14 protein-coding genes and 1 riboswitch are annotated in these 20028 nt (G+C 52.6%); of the genes, 13 read left to right on the top strand and 1 reads right to left on the bottom strand.

Features of this window, described 5'->3' with window-relative positions; genetic code table 11:
* Positions 1 to 45 precede the first annotated feature (45 nt).
* Positions 46 to 1806 (bottom strand): Rqc2 family fibronectin-binding protein, encoded by a 1761-nt coding sequence (locus tag P157_RS0110895; protein ID WP_026761013.1) that lies wholly within the window; start codon positions 1804 to 1806, stop codon positions 46 to 48.
* 150 nt (positions 1807 to 1956) lie between these two features.
* Here P157_RS0110895 and miaB point away from each other — a divergent pair, with 150 nt between their 5' ends.
* From miaB to aguB, 13 genes are all read left to right on the top strand, one after another.
* Positions 1957 to 3306 (top strand): tRNA (N6-isopentenyl adenosine(37)-C2)-methylthiotransferase MiaB, encoded by a 1350-nt coding sequence (gene miaB, locus P157_RS0110890; RefSeq protein WP_026761012.1) that lies wholly within the window; start codon positions 1957 to 1959, stop codon positions 3304 to 3306.
* Between the two features lie 78 nt (positions 3307 to 3384).
* Positions 3385 to 5979 (top strand): DNA mismatch repair protein MutS, encoded by a 2595-nt coding sequence (gene mutS, locus P157_RS0110885; RefSeq protein WP_026761011.1) that lies wholly within the window; start codon positions 3385 to 3387, stop codon positions 5977 to 5979.
* Positions 5976 to 7919 carry a DNA mismatch repair endonuclease MutL gene (mutL, locus tag P157_RS0110880; protein ID WP_026761010.1) on the top strand — a complete coding sequence of 648 codons (1944 nt, stop codon included), beginning with the start codon at positions 5976 to 5978 and terminating at the stop codon, positions 7917 to 7919. Before mutS ends, mutL begins: the two co-directional genes overlap by 4 nt.
* A 17-nt stretch (positions 7920 to 7936) precedes the next feature.
* The gene (locus P157_RS0110875; RefSeq protein WP_026761009.1) at positions 7937 to 8734 is read left to right on the top strand and encodes a class I SAM-dependent methyltransferase; all 798 of its coding nucleotides are present in this window, start codon (positions 7937 to 7939) and stop codon (positions 8732 to 8734) included.
* A gap of 932 nt (positions 8735 to 9666) precedes the next feature.
* A complete protein-coding gene (gene dinB / locus P157_RS0110870) occupies positions 9667 to 10872 on the top strand; it encodes a DNA polymerase IV (RefSeq protein ID WP_026761008.1) in 1206 nt (401 codons plus the stop codon).
* A 146-nt stretch (positions 10873 to 11018) separates the two neighbouring features.
* Entirely contained in the window at positions 11019 to 11276 is a 258-nt protein-coding gene (locus P157_RS0110860) for a hypothetical protein (RefSeq protein ID WP_026761007.1), read from the top strand.
* A gap of 157 nt (positions 11277 to 11433) precedes the next feature.
* Positions 11434 to 11516, top strand: a riboswitch (ZMP/ZTP riboswitch).
* Between the two features lie 78 nt (positions 11517 to 11594).
* Positions 11595 to 12809 (top strand): OFA family MFS transporter, encoded by a 1215-nt coding sequence (locus tag P157_RS0110855; protein ID WP_026761006.1) that lies wholly within the window; start codon positions 11595 to 11597, stop codon positions 12807 to 12809.
* A 235-nt stretch (positions 12810 to 13044) separates the two neighbouring features.
* Positions 13045 to 14502, top strand: a complete 1458-nt coding sequence (locus P157_RS0110850; protein WP_026761005.1) for an aminotransferase class I/II-fold pyridoxal phosphate-dependent enzyme — start codon at positions 13045 to 13047, stop codon at positions 14500 to 14502.
* Positions 14503 to 14550: 48 nt separating this feature from the next.
* Positions 14551 to 15411, top strand: a complete 861-nt coding sequence (gene speE, locus P157_RS0110845; protein ID WP_026761004.1) for a polyamine aminopropyltransferase — start codon at positions 14551 to 14553, stop codon at positions 15409 to 15411.
* Entirely contained in the window at positions 15408 to 16667 is a 1260-nt protein-coding gene (locus tag P157_RS0110840) for a saccharopine dehydrogenase family protein (RefSeq protein ID WP_026761003.1), read from the top strand. The genes speE and P157_RS0110840 overlap by 4 nt, the downstream gene beginning before the upstream one ends.
* 9 nt (positions 16668 to 16676) lie before the next feature.
* Positions 16677 to 17846, top strand: coding sequence for a carboxynorspermidine decarboxylase (nspC, locus tag P157_RS0110835; RefSeq protein ID WP_026761002.1), 1170 nt, complete (start codon positions 16677 to 16679; stop codon positions 17844 to 17846).
* Positions 17843 to 18973, top strand: coding sequence for an agmatine deiminase (gene aguA / locus P157_RS0110830; RefSeq protein ID WP_026761001.1), 1131 nt, complete (start codon positions 17843 to 17845; stop codon positions 18971 to 18973). The genes nspC and aguA overlap by 4 nt, the downstream gene beginning before the upstream one ends.
* Positions 18970 to 19848 carry an N-carbamoylputrescine amidase gene (gene aguB, locus P157_RS0110825; protein WP_419185409.1) on the top strand — a complete coding sequence of 293 codons (879 nt, stop codon included), beginning with the start codon at positions 18970 to 18972 and terminating at the stop codon, positions 19846 to 19848. The genes aguA and aguB overlap by 4 nt, the downstream gene beginning before the upstream one ends.
* Positions 19849 to 20028 lie beyond the last annotated feature (180 nt).

The following is a 20028-nucleotide window of genomic DNA, read 5'->3' as shown; positions in this document are numbered from 1 at the left end:
ATGTCCCCGGAAAAATCCTTTTTTTCGGGGACATTTTATTAGAGATTATTGAGAATCCTGTGCTAAAATCGGCGCCAGCTCCTGCTCGTCCGGTGTGATGTACAGGGTTTTTTGATTGGTGAAGATGACGAAGCCGGGCTTGCTGCCGGAGGGCTTTTTCACGTAGCGGATTTCCGTGTAGTCCACGGGAACTTTGGACGAACCCTGGGCCTTGCTGAAATGCGCCGCTATCTGGGCGGTGAGCAGCAGGGTCTCTTCGCTGATTTCTTCGCCGCCATTGCGCAGGATGACATGGGAGCCGGGAATGTTCTGCGTATGGAACCAGGTGTCGTTAAAGCTGGCGGTCTTGCAGGTGAGCTTGTCGTTCTGGTAGTTGTTCTTGCCCACGAGAATCTGCGTGCCGTCGGGCGCCGTGAAGCGGAAGGGATGGGAGGGCTTGTCGTTGTTCTTGCGCTTGAGCTTCTCCCGCAGGTAGCCGCCTTCTACGAGCTCGTTATGGATTTCGGCGATTTCTCCAAGGCTGGAGGAGGCCAAAAGCGATGCTTCAATGCTTTCGAGATAGGCGATGGCCGCCTCACATTCTTGACGCTGTACCTGCAAGAGTTCCTGCGCCCGCTTGAGCTTGTCGTACTTCTTGTAGCAGAGCTGCATGTTCTGAATGATGGTGAAGCGCTGGTCGAGCGGAATGGTGATTTCCTCCCCGGTTTCGCTGTAAATGTTGACTACCGTGATGGCGGCATCCTCGTGGTCGTTGTACTGATACTGATAGGTCATGAGGTTATCGCCGCGGATTTTGTATTCCTCGGCATTTTCGGCGGCGGCGATTTCCTCATCCAGTTTCACGAGCTTGTTTTCGGCCCGGTGCAGTTCGTTTTTCACGAGTTTCTTGAAGCGGTCCTTGTCCGGCAGCACATAGCTGCCGGAGAGGGCACTGGCCTTTTCGAGCATGGCGCTGACGGTGGGAAATTCCAACGTGACGGCCTGCGGCAGATAGTGCAGGGGGAAGGAGGCCATGGCGAGGATTTTCTGGTTCTGGTCCATCAGGATGACGGGCTGGGGATGTTCCTCCTGGGCGGCATCCCGGATTTCGGCTAAAGCTGCAGACAGGGATTCATAGTCCACATCTTCGAGCTCGTGCAGGCGGGTGCTCGGCGCAAGGCCTGCACCGAAGCAGGTTTCCTTGGCCGAAACCGGGCCAAAGCCCATGCAGGCGCCCAAGATGGCCTTGTCGAGCCGTTCCTCGCTGTCGGTATTGCGGATGCGCTCCATGACCTCCGGCAGGGGGCTCGTGAATAAGTCCAGCTTGTCCTGTCCCGGCGGGAGTTCATATTTATCACCGGGCAGCACCGTGCGCACCCGGCTGCTGTTGGTGCCGATTTTGCGCAGGGCGTCGATGATGGTGCCGTCCTGAACGAGGATGATGTTGCTGTACTTGCCCATAAGCTCCATGACCAATGTCTTGGTGACAATCCGGCCACCGGCGGCGATGGAGTCCACATCCATCAGAATGATGCGGTCGAGGCCGTGCTGGCGGAAACCGGCAATGCGGCCCGTTTCGAGCTGTTTTCTGAGCACCATGCAGAACACCGGCGGTTCCGGCGGATTTTCTAAAGTCTTAGCCATGAGATGGGCGGCAGGATTCTGGGAATTGATGCTGATATGCAGCTGCTGATTATGTCCCGGCTGACGGATGGACAGCACGATGGACTGCTTGTTGGGCTGGGTTATCTTGTCAATGCGGCCGCCGGCCAGGGCGTTGTTGAGCTCCTGAACCAAAGGGCGCATGGAAAAGCCGTCAAGACTCATAGTTATAGCTCCTTAAAATTTGCAAGAATAGAATAAAATCTATTATAGCATTGCGGAAATAGAGGGTCAAATCCTCCATGGACAAATTGACCTGCTTTTGCTACAATAATATATCGAGTTATATTTTGCAAAAGGAATGAACATAGAAGTATGAAGATAATAAATGGCAAAGCCCAGCGCTATGTCAAATTTTTGGTTTATGGCTGCCAGATGAACGTGGCTGACGCCGAACGCATGGCAGGACAGCTGGCTGATATCGGCTATGAGCGCCTCGCCGATGATGCGCCGATGGAAGATGCGGACCTTCTCATCATCAATACCTGTGCCGTGCGTGAAACGGCGGAGGACAAGGTCTATGGCAAAATCGGGGAAATCAAGAACATCAAGCGCAAGAATCCGCAGCTGATTTTCGGTATCACCGGCTGCATGGCCCAAAAGGAGAGCGATAAGCTCATCAAGCGGGCACCGCATATCGACTTTGTGCTCGGTACGGGCAAGGTGCATGAACTCAACTCAGTCGTGCAGGAAATTGAACGCGAACACGGTCATGTGGTCAATACGGAACTGGATGCCAAGACGGCACCGGCTATCGCCGAAGACCTCCGCGTAGCCCGTGATGGCAAGCTGTCGGCCTGGATTCCCATCATGTATGGCTGCAACAACTTCTGCACCTACTGCATTGTGCCCTATGTGCGCGGCCGTGAGCGTAGCCGCCGTCCCGAAGATGTGGTGAAGGAAGTCGAGCAGGCTGTGGCACAGGGCTATAAGGAAGTCACCTTGCTAGGCCAGAACGTCAACTCTTACGGCAAGGACCATAAGCTTGCGACCTTTGCCGAACTCTTAAAGATGGTGGACAAGGTGGAAGGCATTAAGCGGGTGCGCTTTATGACCTCTCATCCCAAGGATTTGAGCGACGAAGTGATTGAGGCCATTGCCACGGGCGAGCACCTTTGCGAGCATATCCATCTGCCGGTACAGTATGGCAGCAACCATCTCTTGAAGGCGATGAACCGTGTTTATACGGTGGAAAGTTACAAGGAACTCGTGCGCAAAATCCGCGCCCGCTTGCCGCAGGCATCACTTACAACGGACCTTATTGTGGGCTTCCCGGGCGAAACGGAAGACGATTTTGCGCAGATGCTGGATTTCTTAAAGGAAATCCGTTACGATTCGGCCTATACCTTTATCTACTCCAAGCGCAGCGGCACGCCAGCAGCCACCATGGACAATCAGGTGGATGATGATGTGAAGAAGGAACGGCTCAACGCCTTGATGGCCGTGCAGAATCAGATTAGCCTCGAGAAGAATCAGGCGTTACTCGATTCGGTTATGGAAGTTATGGTCGAAGGCCCCAGCAAGAATGATGAATCCGTCTGGACAGGCCATACGAGAACGAATAAAATCGTGCTTTTCAATCATCAGGATGAGCAGCCCGGTGATTTTATCAATGTGAAGATTACGCACCCGCAGACCTGGGTGTTAAAAGGTATTCGTGTGTAATATAGATTAGGAGAGCTCCCTCAGGCGAGGGAGCTTCTGCCGTTATTTTATCAATTTTAGTGGAGGTGCAGTGCTTACATGGAATTAACACCCATGATGCAGCAATATCTGGCCACCAAGGAACAGCATCCCGAGGCCATTCTCTTTTTCCGTTTGGGTGATTTTTACGAAATGTTCTTTGATGATGCCCGCATTGTGTCCAAGGAACTGAGCCTGACGCTTACAAGCCGCAATGGCAATACGGATAAGGCGCCCATGTGCGGCGTGCCCTATCATGCGGCCGAAGGCTATATCAATAAACTCGTGAGCCGCGGCTACAAGGTCGCCATTGCCGAGCAGATTGGCGACCCCAAGGCCAAGGGGCTGACTAAGCGCGAAATCATCAAGGTTATCACGCCGGGCACGGTACTGTCTGAATCCGCGCTCAAGGATTCGGCCAACAACTATATCGCGCTGGTTTACGAGCGGGAGGAACAGATTATCTTAGCCGGCGCCGATATTTCCACCGGGGAATGTTTCTATGGTATCTATGGCGGTGGCAGCCGGGAGCAGATGCTCTACGATGAGCTTTACCGTCTGGCTATGCCGGAGCTTCTGGTGGTGGGCAAGCCCTCCTTTATGGCGAGTCTCAAGGAATTTACGGATTTGCGCCTGCCCGCAACCTCCTATACCATGATTGACGAAATCTCGCCGGCGGTGGAGGACCGGATTATCGAGCATTTCGTCGCTGATGTGCGGCCAAGTGACGAGGGGGCCAAGGAAGCGGTGGCAACCCTTCTCGATTACCTCCATGATACGGTGATGACGGATTTGACGCATCTTAATCAGCTGAGCTTTCTTGATGCTTCGGAAAATCTCGTCATTGACACCTATACCCTGCGGAATCTCGAAATCACGCGCAATCTGCGGGACGGAGGCAAGAAGGATACCCTGCTCGATGTGCTCGATTTCACCAACACCGCCATGGGCAGTCGCCTCCTGAAAAAATGGCTCGAATATCCGCTCTTAAACATCCTGCCCATCAATCAGCGTTTGGATGCAGTGGACGAACTCACGAAGGACTTTGCCCTGCGCGGGGGGCTTAGGGAAGCCTGCAAGGATATTCACGACTTTGAGCGTTTGCTTACACGCATTGAGGTGGGCACGGCTAACGCCCGCGACCTTATCGCCCTTAAAATCTCCTTGATGAGCCTGCCTGCCATTAAGAATAAGATGGCAAGTGTAGAGGCCAATGTGCTGATGAATTGCCAGCAAAATATCCATGTATTTGACGATTTGGTGGATTTACTCCAGCGTTCCATCGTGGAAGAACCAGGCATTTCCCTGCGTGATGGTGGCATCATCAAGGACGGTTACAATGCAGACCTCGACGAATACCGGCGCATTGCCCATGACAGCAAGTCCATGCTGCAGGAAATCGAGGAGCGCGAGAAGGAAGCGACGGGCATCAAGTCGCTCAAAATCGGCTATAACAAGGTCTTTGGCTACTATATCGAAGTGCGCCACAGCGGCGCGGATTTGGTGCCGGATAGATATATCCGCAAGCAGACCTTGGCCAACGCCGAGCGTTATATCACGGAAGAACTCAAGGAGTTTGAAACCAAGATTCTCGGCGCACAGGAAAAGATTGTCAGCATTGAGTACAATCTCTTTACCGAAGTACGCGAGGTCATCAAGAGCCGCCTGACGGAGATTCAGGGCACGGCCCATGAAATCGCCATCGTCGATGTGCTCACGAGTCTCGCCGAAGCCGCTGTCGCCTATAACTATGTGCGGCCTCGCATGGCAAATAACGGCGAAATTGATATCAAGGATGGCCGCCATCCGCTCGTGGAACGGATTCTGACGCGCGACCTCTTTGTGCCCAATGATACGAAACTCAACCATAGCACCTGTGAAATCATGCTGATTACCGGTCCGAACATGGCAGGTAAATCGACCTATATGCGGCAGACCGCGCTCCTTACGCTGATGGCGCAGATTGGCAGCTTTATTCCGGCGCGGGAAGCCACGATTTCGCCGGTGGATAGAATCTTTACCCGTATCGGCGCCAGCGATGACCTCGTCAGCGGGCAGAGTACCTTTATGGTGGAAATGAACGAGGTGGCGCAGATTCTCAAATACGCTACGAAGAACAGTCTCGTCATCCTCGATGAAATCGGCCGCGGCACGAGTACCTTTGACGGTATGAGCATTGCCCGCGCCGTGATTGAACATATCGAGCAGAAGGTTCATGCCAAGACGCTCTTTGCGACGCATTATCATGAACTTACGGATTTAGAAGACGATATCGTGAAGAATTACTGCGTGGCCGTAAAAGAGCGTGGCACGCAGGTGGCCTTCCTGCGGCGCATTGTGCCCGGGGCGGCCGATAAATCCTATGGTATCCATGTGGCGCGGCTCGCAGGTCTGCCTAAGAGCGTGACCAAGCGGGCGGAGGATATTCTCGCTGAACTCGAGTCGGAAGCGGTAGCCGCTGTGCCCGCAGCGGAAAGTGTCAAGCCGGCAGAAAAGCAGGCTCCAGCTTCCATGGATATGATGGGCTCGCTCTTTGCGAACAGCCTGAGCGACAAACTGCTCGCACTCGATGTAATGACCATGACCCCGCTCGAGGCCATGAATGAACTCTATAAACTGCAGGAGCAGGCGAAAAGGGAGGCAGGACAGGCATGACGAAAATTCATGTGCTTGACGATAACACCATCAACAAAATCGCCGCCGGCGAAGTGGTGGAGCGTCCGGCATCGGTTATCAAAGAACTTATAGAAAACGCCATGGATGCAGGGGCAACCCGCATCGAAGTCGAAATCATGGCAGGCGGCACATCCTTTATGCGGGTGACGGATAACGGCAAGGGCATGAGTAAAGAAGATGCCTCCGTGGCCATCCTGCGCCACGCTACGAGCAAGATTCAGGAAGTGTCGGACCTCAACAGCATTTCCACCATGGGCTTCCGTGGCGAGGCCCTGCCGACGATTGCTTCCGTGTCCCGTTTTACCATGCTGACCCGTGAGCCGGGCAGTGATTTGGGGACGAAAGTGGAAATCAGCGGCGGCAAGGCGCCGGATATTATCGAAATGGGCTGCAATGTGGGCACGAGCATCAAGGTGGAGGATTTGTTCTTCAATACGCCCGCCCGCAAGAAATTCCTCAAGACCAACCATACCGAGGGCGGCAAAATCAACGATTTCATCATCAAGCTGGCGCTGTCCCGTCCCGATATAGCCTTTCAGTTTATCAACAACAATAAGACCTCGGTGGTGACGCCGGGCAACGGCAATCTCTACGATACCGTCCAGGCGATTTACGGCGGGCAGGTGGCGGACTCTTTGCTGACCCTTAACCTGGAGGACGAAGACCTGAAAATTTCGGGTTTTATCACCAAGCCCTCGATGCTCAAAAGTTCCCGCACCTGGCAGACCTTTATCGTCAATGGCCGTATCATTCAGAACCGCGCCATTGCCAAGGCGATTGACAACGCCTACCGCTCGCTGATTCCGAAAAGCGGCTTCCCCTTCACGGTGCTCAAAATCGAAGTGCCGCAGCGCACGATTGATGTCAACGTCCATCCGCAGAAAAGCGAGATGAAGTTCGAGGACGAGAGCCGTATCTTTAAGGCTGTTTATAAGTCGGTCTTAGATGCCATTCGTCCAAGTTCCGGCAATCTGACGGAAGTGGCGGCAGTCGTGGAAAAGCCCAAAGTGAAATACTCGATGGAACCCATGCAGTTTGTACCCGCCAGTTCCCCGGCACCGCAGGTGAGCACGTCACGACCTGCACAGGGAAGTTACCAGCCCAAGACCATTTATGAAGCAGTCAGCCGTCCAGCCGTGAAGCCTGCGGTAAGCTTTGCCGAAGCACAGGCAAAGCTGCAGCAGGAACGGCAGGTACATTATCAGCAGGCCGAGCGCCATAACGAGGTGGCAGATGGTCAAAATATTGACAAGTCAAATTCTGACATGTCAAATGACCCGTCAAAAATTGACATGTCAACTGCTGACCCGTCAACGGTAGAGCAGCCTATGGAAAATACGGGGCGCATGATTCCCATTGGGCAGGTGGACTTGACCTATATCATCGCGCAGGATTTGAAAGGGCTATACATTATCGACCAGCACGCCGCTCATGAGCGCATTCTCTTTGATAAGCTCTCGGCTATGGCCGATGGCATTCCATCCCAGCAGCTTTTGGTGCATCAGCTTTTGACCTTTGACCGCAAAGAAGCGGCCTTGGTGGAGGACAACAAGGAACTCTTTGCCAAATTGGGATTCCATTTGGAGGCGGCAGGCGACTTTGACTACCGCCTGATGGAAGTGCCTGCCGATGTACCCGTGGGAGAGGCCGAGGATATTATCCGGGAAATCCTCACGGATTTGGGCAATATGCATGAGACAACGGCCAAGGAAATCCGTCAGGCGTGCCTCGCGACAACTGCCTGCCGGGCGGCGATTAAGGCCGGCGAGGAACTCAATATGCGGCAGATGGAGATTTTGCTCGATGAGCTTTCTACAACGGCCTTTCCCTATACCTGCCCCCATGGACGCCCTACGATTTTGAAATTCAGCAGTGAAGATTTAGCCAAGATGTTCAAGCGGACAGGCTTTGGCTTTTGAGAAAGTGTGGATAGATATTGAACGAAAATAAATTGCCGGCCATAGCGACCACTGGCCGCAAATGGAACCGCCCCAGTGAAAAACTGGCCCGGGAAATGGCAGAGCGGCTGCATATTCCCTACGCCGAACGCGGGCGCACGAATATACCCGAGCTTTGCCAGAGTTATGACGCCAAGTTTGCATTGGTGGCGAAAAAAGGCCTGCTGACGCTCGTGACGCCGGAAGCAGAACTTTTCTTTCATCCAAATATGGCCCATCTGCGCTTGAAAAACCTGCGCTTCGGTGATGGCGACCGCATGGCCGAAGCCATGGACTTAAAGCCGGGCATGGATGTGCTCGACTGTACATTGGGGTTCGGCGCCGATGCCATTGTGGCCAGCTCCGTGGTTGGCGACAGCGGCAGCGTTACGGGCCTTGAATCCCAGCCGCTCATTGAAGCGGTGGTGGGTTATGGTTTGGCTAACTACACTAACGATACGGACACAGTGATTGCCGCCATGCGCCGGGTAAAGACCGTCTGCACCGAGGCTTACGATTATCTCAAAGCCCAGCCGGACAACTCCGTGGATGTCATCTACTTTGACCCCATGTTCCGCCATCCCTTCGCGGAAAGCAAGAACATTGCGCCTTTGCGCCCCGTGGCCAATAAAAATCCGCTGACCTTAGAGACAATCGCCGAAGCCCGCAGAGTGGCAAGGCACCGCATTGTACTCAAAGAATCCAGCAAGAGCCGCGAATTTGCCCGACTGGGATTTACGGAACGGGCAGGCGGCCGATACAGCAAAGTACAGTACGGCGTCATGCGGCTGCGGTGAAATAACATATAAAGTGCTGCTTGTCAGTTTGTGCTAAAGGTATCCCGCTCATATGTTGTTCAGGGTTCACGGGGGAGTATTTTTTCTGTTTTCCGCTAAACGACCCCTTCGAAAAAGAGCGATGTCCAGTTACCTGCGCCGGGCAGGCCAACGGCGCTTCTTTCAGCGTATTTGCTTAGCTGATTCCTGCAGGGGCCGGCCTTCACTTCGTTCAGGCAGTTGCTCCTGACAGAAAAATCACTCCCCCGTGAACCCATAGCGATGAATTATACAATCGGCGAGAACTCGTTGCTCCCGTAACAAGAACATCGATGTTTTAGCTCCTTATCACCACGAAAATGATAGTTGGTACGGACATTGCTTAGGGCGGAGGTGGTGATGCTTTTCGGCGTGGAACGACTGTCCGAACGAAGTGAGGACTGGCCCATAAAAGGCACAAACTAAAACATTGGGCTGAACATACGCGCCGCCGGTCTTGCCCGGCGCAGGTAACTAAAAAGCCCATACATTTGCTTGAGGGTCATTTAGTGCAACGGCGAAAAGTATTACCACCTCCACCCAGCTGAGTTGTAACAAATAAGAAAAAGCTCGTAGTGACAACGGGCTAAACTAAACGGGGCTATGCATAAGTGTATGCATAGCCCCGCTTTTCTGCCTGCTTGTTGTTCCTTACGAAAGCGAATCAATAGTATTCGTTGGTTCCATTCTTGTTCAGAATGATGGTGCTCACATTGCGCACATCGACGTCGTACCATTCGTCGCTGTCTTTGGGATTTCCTGCCGACAAGCAAAATTTTCTGTGAGCATATCACTTGCTTACGCAGGGGAAATTGTTGCAAAGAGACGGTTGCAGTGTGTAATTATCCTTGCCTGAATCGCGCTTTCGTGTTACACTTTGTGTAAGTTACTTACGCGCGCAGAAAGAGGACATTATGAAGCGGGTCATCATACATGTGGATATGGATGCATTTTTTGCTTCTGTGGAAATCCGGGACAATCCCAAACTGAAGAACAGGCCGGTTGTTATCGGCGCTATGCCCCATGAACGCGGTGTTGTCTCCACCTGCAATTACATTGCCCGAAAGTTTGGCGTCCACTCGGCTATGAATATCAAGGAGGCATACCGGCTTTGCCCGCAGGCGGTCTTTATGCACGGCGACTATGAAAAATACCGCCGAATATCCGAGGAACTTCATCACATCTGGGAAACCTACGCAGATGTCACGGAGTATATTGCCTGTGATGAAGGTTATCTGGATGTTACCCGTTCCGTAAAGAATTTTCATAGTCCCGAGGAACTGGGCCTTTTGATAAAAGCCCGGGTAAAAGCTGAGACGGGACTGACCTGCTCTGTGGGGATTGGCTATTCCAAGTCGGCGGCGAAGATGGCCAGTGAGGAGAAAAAGCCGGACGGCTTTTTTGTGATTCCTGACCGGGAGTCGTATTGCGAGCTGATTAGCGAGCGGGATATCCGTGTGATTTTTGGCATTGGCAGGCGCACGGCAGAAAAATTAAATAGCTATGGCATTTATAAGGTCAAAGACATCATCGCCAAGTCAAAACAGGTGCTGGAAATGTTGGGGCCAAAACACGGCAGCTTTATCCTCAATTCTGCGTTAGGCATGGATGAACGGCCGGTGGTTCATTATGATGCCGCCGATGCCAAGTCATTGAGCCGGGAAATGACCTTTCAGAAGGACCAGCGGAATTTCGCCTTTTTGCAGGATGTGCTGCTGATTTTTGCCCGCAATGTGGACGAGCGGCTCAAGAAGCGGGGACTTTACGGCCGGACGGTAACGCTCAAGATTACCTATGGGGATATGAAATCCATTACCCGTTCCCAGGCCTGCGAAAGTACCGATGACGGCTATGAGATTTACAAAATTGCGGTGGAATTGCTGCGAAAGGTAAAACGCCAGCCGGTGCGCCTCATAGGTCTGGGCATGCAGAATCTCAGCAAGGACTATATCCGCCAGCTCTCGTTTGCCGATTTGCAGGACAAGAAACAGGCGAGCGGCATGGAGCAGGGGATAGGCCAGCTTGAACAGCGCTATGGCGTGGACTTGTCCTTGGAAAAAATGCATTCCGCCCTGGGCTATCTCTATCAGGTGGTGGAGGAGATGGCGGCGCGGCCCTGATGGGCGAATAGTGGAAGTTGTTCGAAAAATATGGTACAATACGTGCGGGATTTGCTTTATCTTGGCTATGATGTCAGTATCCCTGCTTTTGTGACTCATTTCCTGTTTGGTCTGTCAAAGGGGAAAGATGAAAAGGAGGAAAAGCCGTGTCTGTTCTAAAGAAACTCGTAGTGATTCTGGTCTTGGAGTATCTTTTGTTTGTCTATGTGAACAGTATGGGACTGTGGAGACTGGAATGGGGCAGTATGTTATTGAAGCTAACACCAGAGCAGAAGGTGGAGCTTGCGCATCTGGAGCAAATGCTGGTAATTGGGTCGGTCGTTATCGTGGTGGTCGTGGCCTGGGGTGAAAGAGTTTGCATTTTGCTGGGTCGATTATTAGATCGTTGTTTTAAAAGCCAGTAGGTCGAATAGCAAGAAGGGGCATGTCATGAAAAAAATATGGTTTTACGTAGTGCTTACTTGTTTGCTGATAGTTCCCAATTATACAGTCGCTTTGACAAGAGAAGAAAATCCATTGACATAATCCTATGGATGCTGATATACTAATTGCAAAAGTAAACAGGCCATGCAGGGCTGACGGATTAGTGGAAATGACCACATGCACTGTATGGTTAAGATAAGCCGACCGTCTGGGCAGAGATTTTGTCCAGGCGGTTTTTGTTTTGCCGCGGGGGAAATCTCTTTTCGGTTGCTGTTTATACAGCAGAAAGGATGGTTTTCATGCGGAATCGTTGGTTGATTGCTCTGGCTGCAGTGGGAATTCATATTTCCATCGGCAGCGTCTATGCCTGGAGTGTACTGACCCGTCCGATTATGGCGGAAATGGGCTTTAGTCTGTCGGAGACGACTTGGACGTTTTCTTTGGCTATTCTGTTTTTGGGCATGTCCGCAGGTTTCTTGGGGCGGTTTGTGGAAAAACATGGTCCGAAGAAAAGCGGTCTTTTGTCCATGTCTTTCTTTGGGACAGGGATGTTCGGCACGGCGCTGGCTTTTTATCTTCACAGCCTGCCGCTGCTCTATCTTTTCTATGGTGTGATTGGCGGCATCGGTTTGGGCGTGGGCTACATTACGCCGGTATCGACTTTGGTTAAGTATTTCCCCAATCACCGCGGTTTTGCCACGGGGCTGGCCATTATGGGCTTTGGCTTTGCGGCACTCATTGCCGGGCCGGTGATGCAGTATCTGACGGCGCAGTTTGGTCTGGTGGAAAATTTCTTGATTCTGGGCACGGTCTATATGGTGCTGATTGGCGCGTCGGCTATGTATCTGCAGCCGCCGGTACTGCCGGAAGGAAGTTCTGTAGTCAAGAAACTGCAGCATGGTGCAACGGCGGCCGAAGCCATTAAGACCTGGCAGTTCGGTGCGCTTTGGTGGATATTCTTTGTCAACATTACCTGCGGCATTGGCCTGTTGGCGGTGGCTTCGCCGATGGCCCAGCAGGTCACGGGCATGGATGCGGCACAGGCAGCTTCGATGGTGGGTATTATCGGTCTCTTAAATGGCGGCGGGCGCATCCTTTGGTCAACACTTTCGGATTATCTGGGCCGCGGGCTTACTTATATGGTGTTCTTTGCGCTGGAAACAGCTGCGTTCTGGCTGTTGGCAGGCACCCGTGATGCTATGCTGTTCCAAATGCTGGTGTTTCTGATTATCAGCTGCTACGGCGGCGGCTTTTCCTGCATGCCGGCGTATCTTTCCGATATCTTTGGCACGAAAGAACTCAGCGCCATCCACGGCCGCGTGCTCACCGCCTGGGGCGTAGCTGGTGTAGTGGGGCCGACCATCGTAGCGTGGTTTTGGGAACACACCCATAGTTATGCAGATACCTTGTACTTCTTTGGCGCTTGCTTTGTGCTGAATCTTTTGATTGCCACGGCGTTGAAATTCTATGGCAATACGGCGGCAGTGCCGGTGCAGACGCCGCAGGTTCATTAAAAACATAATTGTCTATCTGCTTTTGACTAACATACGAACCGTTTGGAAGAAGAAACTTTGTCCAAACGGTTTTTGTATATTCTCATTTCCGCTCCAAACTGAGCTGTAGCAAATAGCAATCCAATTCTTATAATCCATAAAATAATTTTACTTGCTTAATCTTTTAAGAAACTGTAAAATTTTAGAAGTAACGACATTAGTGATAATTGTCGGAATCTTTATCTGGGAGGGGAAAATGGATAGAATCAGTCAACATACGGCCCCTGTATATGAAGCAATGTTAGAACTGCGCAAGCGGCGCGTGGTGCCCTTTGATGTGCCTGGGCATAAGCGGGGGCGGGGCAACCCGGAACTCGTGGATTTTCTGGGCGAAAAATGCGTGGGTGTCGATGTCAATTCCATGAAGATGCTGGATAATTTAAGTCATCCGGTTTCGGTAATCAAGGAAGCGGAGGAACTGACTGCCGATGCCTTTGGCGCGCAGAAAGCGTTTTTTATGGTGCATGGCACCACCTCGGCTGTGCAGGCGATGGTGCTTGCGACGGTGCGGGCGGGGGAGGAAATCCTGTTGCCGCGCAATGTGCATAAGAGCGTCATCAATGCGCTGGTGCTCTGCGGCGGCATTCCGGTTTATGTGCCGGTACGGGTCAATCATCAGATTGGCATTGCCACGGGCATGGCGCTGTCGGATGTGGAGCGGGCCATTCGCGAGCATCCCCAGGCCAAGGCCATCTTTGTCAACAATCCCACTTATTATGGCATCGCTTCCGACCTAAAGGGCATTGTGGATATTGCCCATAAGGCCGGCATGAAAGTGCTCGTGGACGAGGCGCATGGTACCCATCTGTACTTTGGCGATAATCTGCCGATTTCGGGCATGGCGGCCGGAGCGGATTTGGCGGCAGTTTCCATGCATAAATCCGGCGGCAGCCTGACGCAGAGTTCCATTATGCTCTGTGGCAAGGGCGTGGACGCCGAATACGTGCAGCAGATTATCAATCTGACCCAGACGACGAGTGCTTCGTATCTGCTGATTTCCAGCCTTGATTTGTCACGCCGCAATCTGGCCCTGCATGGCCGCGAGTCCTTTGAGAAGGTCAGCTCGATGGCGGAGTATGCCCGTGCGGAAATCAATGAGATTGGCGGCTTTTATGCCTATGGCCGGGAACTTATCGACGGGGACAGCGTATTCGACTTTGATGTGACGAAGCTATCCGTTTTCACCCAGGGCATTGGCATGACGGGCATTGAAGTCTACGATATGCTGCGTGACGAGTACGATATTCAGATTGAATTCGGCGATATCGGCAATATTTTAGCCTATATTTCCATCGGTGACCGCATCCGCGATATCGAGCGGCTGGTGGGTGCTTTGGAAGATATTGCGGATCGTTCGGCGGCCGCGAACCGGAAGGAACTTTACTGCGGGGAATTCATTGCGCCTGAACTCGTGATGAGCCCGCGGGATGCCTTTTATGCTCAGGGAGAACGCATGCCTCTGGAGAAAACCGTAGGACGGATTGCTGGAGAAATGCTTATGTGTTATCCGCCGGGAATACCCATTCTGACACCGGGCGAGCGCATTACCCAGGAGATTCTCGACTATATCGAATACGCCCGGGAAAAGGGCTGCTCCCTGCAGGGAACGCAGGACTTGGAATGCCGGGAAATGCGCATTTTGACGGAAATTTGACCAGTCAACTTGACCGGTCAGATTGACTGGTCAAAAGGAGGCAGATACATGGAAATATGGTTTTCCCAGATGGATACGGAAAATGTCAAAACCTCTGTGCGGGTGGATAAACAGCTTTTTTCCAAGCAGAGTGAATATCAGCGTATTGATGTGTTTGAATCGCGTGAATTTGGCAGGATGATTGTGCTCGATGGCGAAATTATCTTTTCGGAGGCAGATGAATTCATCTACAACGAAATGGTGGTGCATGTGCCGATGGCCGTTCATCCCAACGTAAAAAATGTGCTGATTATCGGCGGCGGCGACGGCGGTGTAGCCAAAGTCCTGACCCAGTACCCCGAGATTGAGTCCATTGATGTGGTGGAGCCGGACGAAATGTTCATCGAGGTTTCGCGGGAGTTTTTCCCCGAGACGGCCAAGGGCTTTGATGATGACCGGGTGAAGATTACGAACATGGACGGCCTGCGCTTTTTGCGGCGCTGCCGGGATAAGTACGACCTCATCATCAACGATTCGACAGACCCCTTTGGCCATACGGAAGGGCTGTTTACGCGCGAGTTTTATGGCAACTGTTATCGTGCCCTGCATGATGACGGTATTATGGTCTATCAGCATGGCAGCCCGTTTTATGATGAGGATGAGGCGGCGTTCCGCGCCATGCACCGCAAGGCTTATCAGAGCTTTCCTGTGAGCCGCGTTTATCAGGCGGGAATCCCGACCTGCCCCGCGGGGCTTTGGATGTTTGGTTTTGCGTCCAAGAAATATCATCCGTTGAAGGATTTTGATGACAAGCGGTGGAACGCGCGCGGACTCAAAACCTGGTATTATACGACCCATCTGCATAAGGGTGCTTTTATGCTGCCCAAATATGTTGAGGATATTCTTTCAGAGGAGGAAGTAAGAAAATGAGCAGATTAATGATTATCGGCTGCGGCGGCGTTGCCAGTGTAGCCATCCATAAGGTATGTCAGAATGATGAGGTATTCGACGAACTTATGATTGCCAGCCGCACGGTTTCCAAGTGCGATGCCTTGAAGGAAAAACTGCAGGGCCAGACGAAGACGAAAATCACCACGGCGCAGATTGACGCCGATGATGTGGAGGCTCTGACCAAGCTGATTAAAGAATATAAGCCGGATGCTGTGCTCAACGTAGCCCTGCCCTATCAGGATTTGACCATTATGGATGCCTGCCTGGCTGCCGGCGTGGATTATATCGACACGGCAAACTACGAGCCGGAAGATACGGAAGACCCGGAATGGCGTAAGATTTACGAAAAGCGCTGTAAGGATTTGGGCTTTTCCGCCTACTTTGACTATTCCTGGCAGTGGGCTTATGAGGATAAGTTCAAGAATGCGGGCCTGACGGCGCTTTTGGGCACAGGTTTTGACCCGGGCGTAACCTCCGTATTTGCCGCTTATGCCAAGAAACATTACTTCGATACCATCGACACCATTGATATCCTCGATTGCAATGGCGGCGACCATGGTTATCCCTTTGCCACGAACTTCAACCCCGAAATCAACCTGCGCGAGGTTTCCGCCCCCGGCTCCTATATGGAAAACGGCAAGTGGATTGAGATTCCGGCCATGAGCATCAAGCGCGAGTATGATTTCGAGGGTGTGGGCAAGAAGGATATGTACCTGCTGCACCATGAGGAAATCGAGGCTTTGGGCCGCAATATGCCCGAGGTCAAGCGCATTCGCTTCTTTATGACCTTTGGCCAGAGCTATCTCGACCATATGCGCTGCCTGGAAAATGTGGGCATGCTCTCCACGACACCGATTAACTACAACGGTCAGGAAATCGTGCCGATTCAGTTCCTCAAAGCCCTGCTGCCCGACCCGGCATCCCTTGGCCCGCGCACGAAGGGCAAGACGAATATCGGCTGCATCTTTACGGGCAAGAAGGATGGCAAGGAGCGCTCCATCTACATTTACAATGTCTGCGACCATCAGGAATGCTATAAGGAAGTCGGCTCGCAGGCCATCTCCTATACGACCGGCGTTCCCGCGATGATTGGTGCCATGCTCGTAGCCACGGGCCAGTGGAAAAAGCCCGGCGTATTCACCACGGACGAGTTCGACCCGGACCCGTATATGGAAGCCCTCAACAAATGGGGCCTGCCCTGGAAGGTCGAAGAAAATCCGGTGCTGGTGGACTAAGGCATGCGCATGAAAATCGACAAAGTGCCCACGCCCGCCTATGTGGTGGATGAGCAGGCTTTAGAGAATAACCTGCGGATTTTGCAGCAGGTCAAAGAAGCGGCAGGTTGCAAAATCCTGCTGGCGCAGAAATGCTTTTCGATGTTTGCCGAGTACCCGCTGATTGGCAGGTACCTTGACGGTGCTACCGCCAGCGGCCTTTATGAGGCACGCTTGGGCCATGAGGAAATGGCAGGGGAGAACCATGTGTTTTCCCCTGCCTATCGGCCTGAGGAAATCGAGGAGATTGCCGCTATCTGCGACCATGTAATCTTCAATTCCTTTTCCCAGCTGCGCCGCTTTGGCGCCAAGGTTAAGGAAATTCAGCAGGCGCGGGGCATAACGCATGGCATTGGCCTGCGCATCAATCCCGAATGTTCGACGCAGGAGCATGATATCTATGACCCCTGTGCACCCGGTTCGCGCTTAGGCGTTACGGCGGAGGATTTTGCCCGGGCGGTAGAAGCCGAACCGCAGCTTTGGGCTTTGCTGGACGGCTTGCACTTTCATACCCTTTGCGAACAGAACAGTGATGCTTTGGCTAAGACTTTGCAGGCCGTAGAGCAGAAGTTTGGCTGTTGGCTGCAAAAGGACAACATTCATTGGCTCAATATGGGCGGCGGCCATCATATCACGCGGGCGGATTATGACCGCCAGATGCTGATTGATTTAGTCAAAGCTGTCAGAGAAAAATATGCGGTGGAAGTTTACTTGGAACCCGGCGAAGCCGTGGCGCTCAATGCGGGGTATCTCGTTACGGAAGTGCTGGATACCGTCAAAAATCATGGCGTAAATATCCTGCTCCTTGACGCGTCAGCCGCCTGCCATATGCCCGATGTTTTGGAAATGCCTTATCGGCCGCCGCTTAAAGATTCCGGCGAGGCAGGGGAGAAAGCACATACCTATAAACTTTCCTCCTGCACCTGCTTGGCGGGGGATATTATCGGCGATTATTCATTTGACCGGGAAATCCTGCCGGGAGACAGGCTCTATTTTGAGGATATGGCCATCTATTCCATGGTCAAGAACAACACCTTCAACGGCATGGCCCTGCCTTCCATTTGGAAGATGGATGCCAGTGGTGACTGTACATTGGTCAAAAAGTTTGGTTATCAGGACTTTAAGGAACGATTGTCATGAGGATAAAGGATAGTACACCAAAAGCCGACGGCTTCTATATGCCTGCCGAGTTTGCACCCCATGCAGGAACATTCCTGATTTGGCCCACCCGGCCCGGCTCGTGGACGAACAATGGTGCGGATGTGCAGCCAGTGTTTGTGGAGCTGATTCGCGAGATTTCGGCGGTGGAGGAGCTTTATCTGCTGGTGGATGAAGCGCACCGCGCGCAGGCAGAAGCAATGCTTAAGAACCTGCCACAGGAGCATATCCATTATTTGGCCATTCCCACGGACGATGCTTGGGCCAGAGATATGGGGCCAACCTATGTTGTTGATGGCAAGGGGCAGCGCCGGGGCATCAACTGGCGCTTCAATGCCTGGGGCGGCGATTTTGACGGCCTTTACCCGGATTACGCGCAGGATGATGCGGCGGCGGAGAAGATGTGCGCGGCCCTGCATGATGATATTTATGATGCCGGAGATTTTGTGCTCGAAGGCGGCTCCATCCATGTGGATGGTGAAGGTACGGGCGTTGTGACCGAAGCTTGCCTGCTGTCCAAAGGGCGCAACCCTGACTGGTCAAAAGAGCAGATTGAAGCAAAGCTGCTGCAATATCTCGGCGCGGAAAAAGTCATTTGGCTGCCACGGGGCATCTACAACGATGAAACCAACGAGCATGTGGATAATGTCTTTGCCTTTGTAAAGCCCGGTGAAGTCCTGTTGGCCTGGACGGAAGATAAATCTGACCCGCAGTTTGCGCTGAGTCAGGCAGATTTAGAGGTGCTGGAGGCGGCTACGGACGCCAAGGGGCGTAAGTTTATCATTCATAAACTGCCCATTCCTAAGAAGCCTGTCTGCATCACCGCGGAAGAAGCAAACAGCTTTACCTTCGAGGACGGTGAGGACAGGCGGGAGCCGGGGGAACGGCTGGCGGCCAGCTATGTGAATTTCTATCTCTGCAACGGCAAGGTCATTCTGCCGCAGTTCGGTGATGAAATGGACAAGGAGGCACGGCGTATCTTAGGAGAATGTTTCCCGGAGCGCCAAGTTGTGCCCTTGCCCGCCAGAGCCGTAATCGTGGGCGGCGGCAACTTCCATTGCCTGACCCAGCAGATTCCTTCCATCACGCAGAGACACGAGGTGAGATAATGCGCAAAGTAACCGTTGCCGCCATTCAAATGCAGATGGTGGCAGGTGTAAGTGAGAATATAAACAAGGCTGAACAACTGGTACGAAAAGCCGCGGAGCAGGGCGCACAGATAATCCTGCTGCCGGAGCTCTTTGAACGGCCCTATTTCTGTCAGCAGCGGCAGTATGATTTCTATGATTATGCCACATCCGTAGAGGAAAATCCGGCGGTTCGCCATTTCCAGCCCCTTGCCAAAGAACTGGCCGTGGCTATGCCCATCAGCTTCTATGAAAAGGATGGCACGCGGCTCTTTAACAGCATTGCTATGCTCGATGCGGATGGTGAGGTTCTGGGCGTTTACCGCAAGACCCATATTCCCGATGACCATTACTATCAGGAAAAATTTTACTTCACGCCGGGCAATACGGGGTTCAAGGTTTGGGATACCCGCTATGGCAAGGTGGGCGTAGGTATCTGCTGGGACCAGTGGTTCCCCGAAGCTGCCCGTGCCATGGCCCTGCAGGGGGCAGAAATCCTGCTCTATCCCACAGCGATTGGCTCCGAACCAATCCTCGAAACCGACAGCATGCCCCATTGGCGACGCTGTATGCAGGGGCACGCGGGCAGCAACCTCGTGCCGGTAATGGCGGCTAACCGCATTGGCGTGGAACGCGTGGAACCCTGTGCAGAAAACGGTGGCCAGTCCTCGTCGCTTAACTTCTATGGTTCTTCCTTTATCACGGATAACACGGGGGAGATTATCGCTGAAGCAAGCCGCACGGACGAACAGGTTTTGACCGCTTCTTTTGACCTCGACCAATACGCCAAAGACCGCATGAGTTGGGGCCTTTTCCGCGACCGGCGGCCAGAGATGTATCGGGATATTGTAAAGTGAAATTATCTAAGAAAATAGTGCTGTTGTAACTTCGGCAGGCAAAGAGGGATTATTCCTAAGCAACTTACACGCGCAGGAATAATCCCTCTTTGTCTACTGTCACGTATTGACGACTTTTTACCAGCATAGAGTGTGAGGTGTTATATTACGTTGAAATGTGATAAAATAATAAGTGCTGAG

This window comes from Selenomonas ruminantium AC2024 (genome assembly GCF_000687995.1).
Lineage (GTDB): Bacteria > Bacillota > Negativicutes > Selenomonadales > Selenomonadaceae > Selenomonas_A > Selenomonas_A ruminantium_B.
The sequence above is the reverse complement of the archived record's forward strand: the minus strand, read 5'-3'. Positions and strand labels throughout refer to the sequence as shown.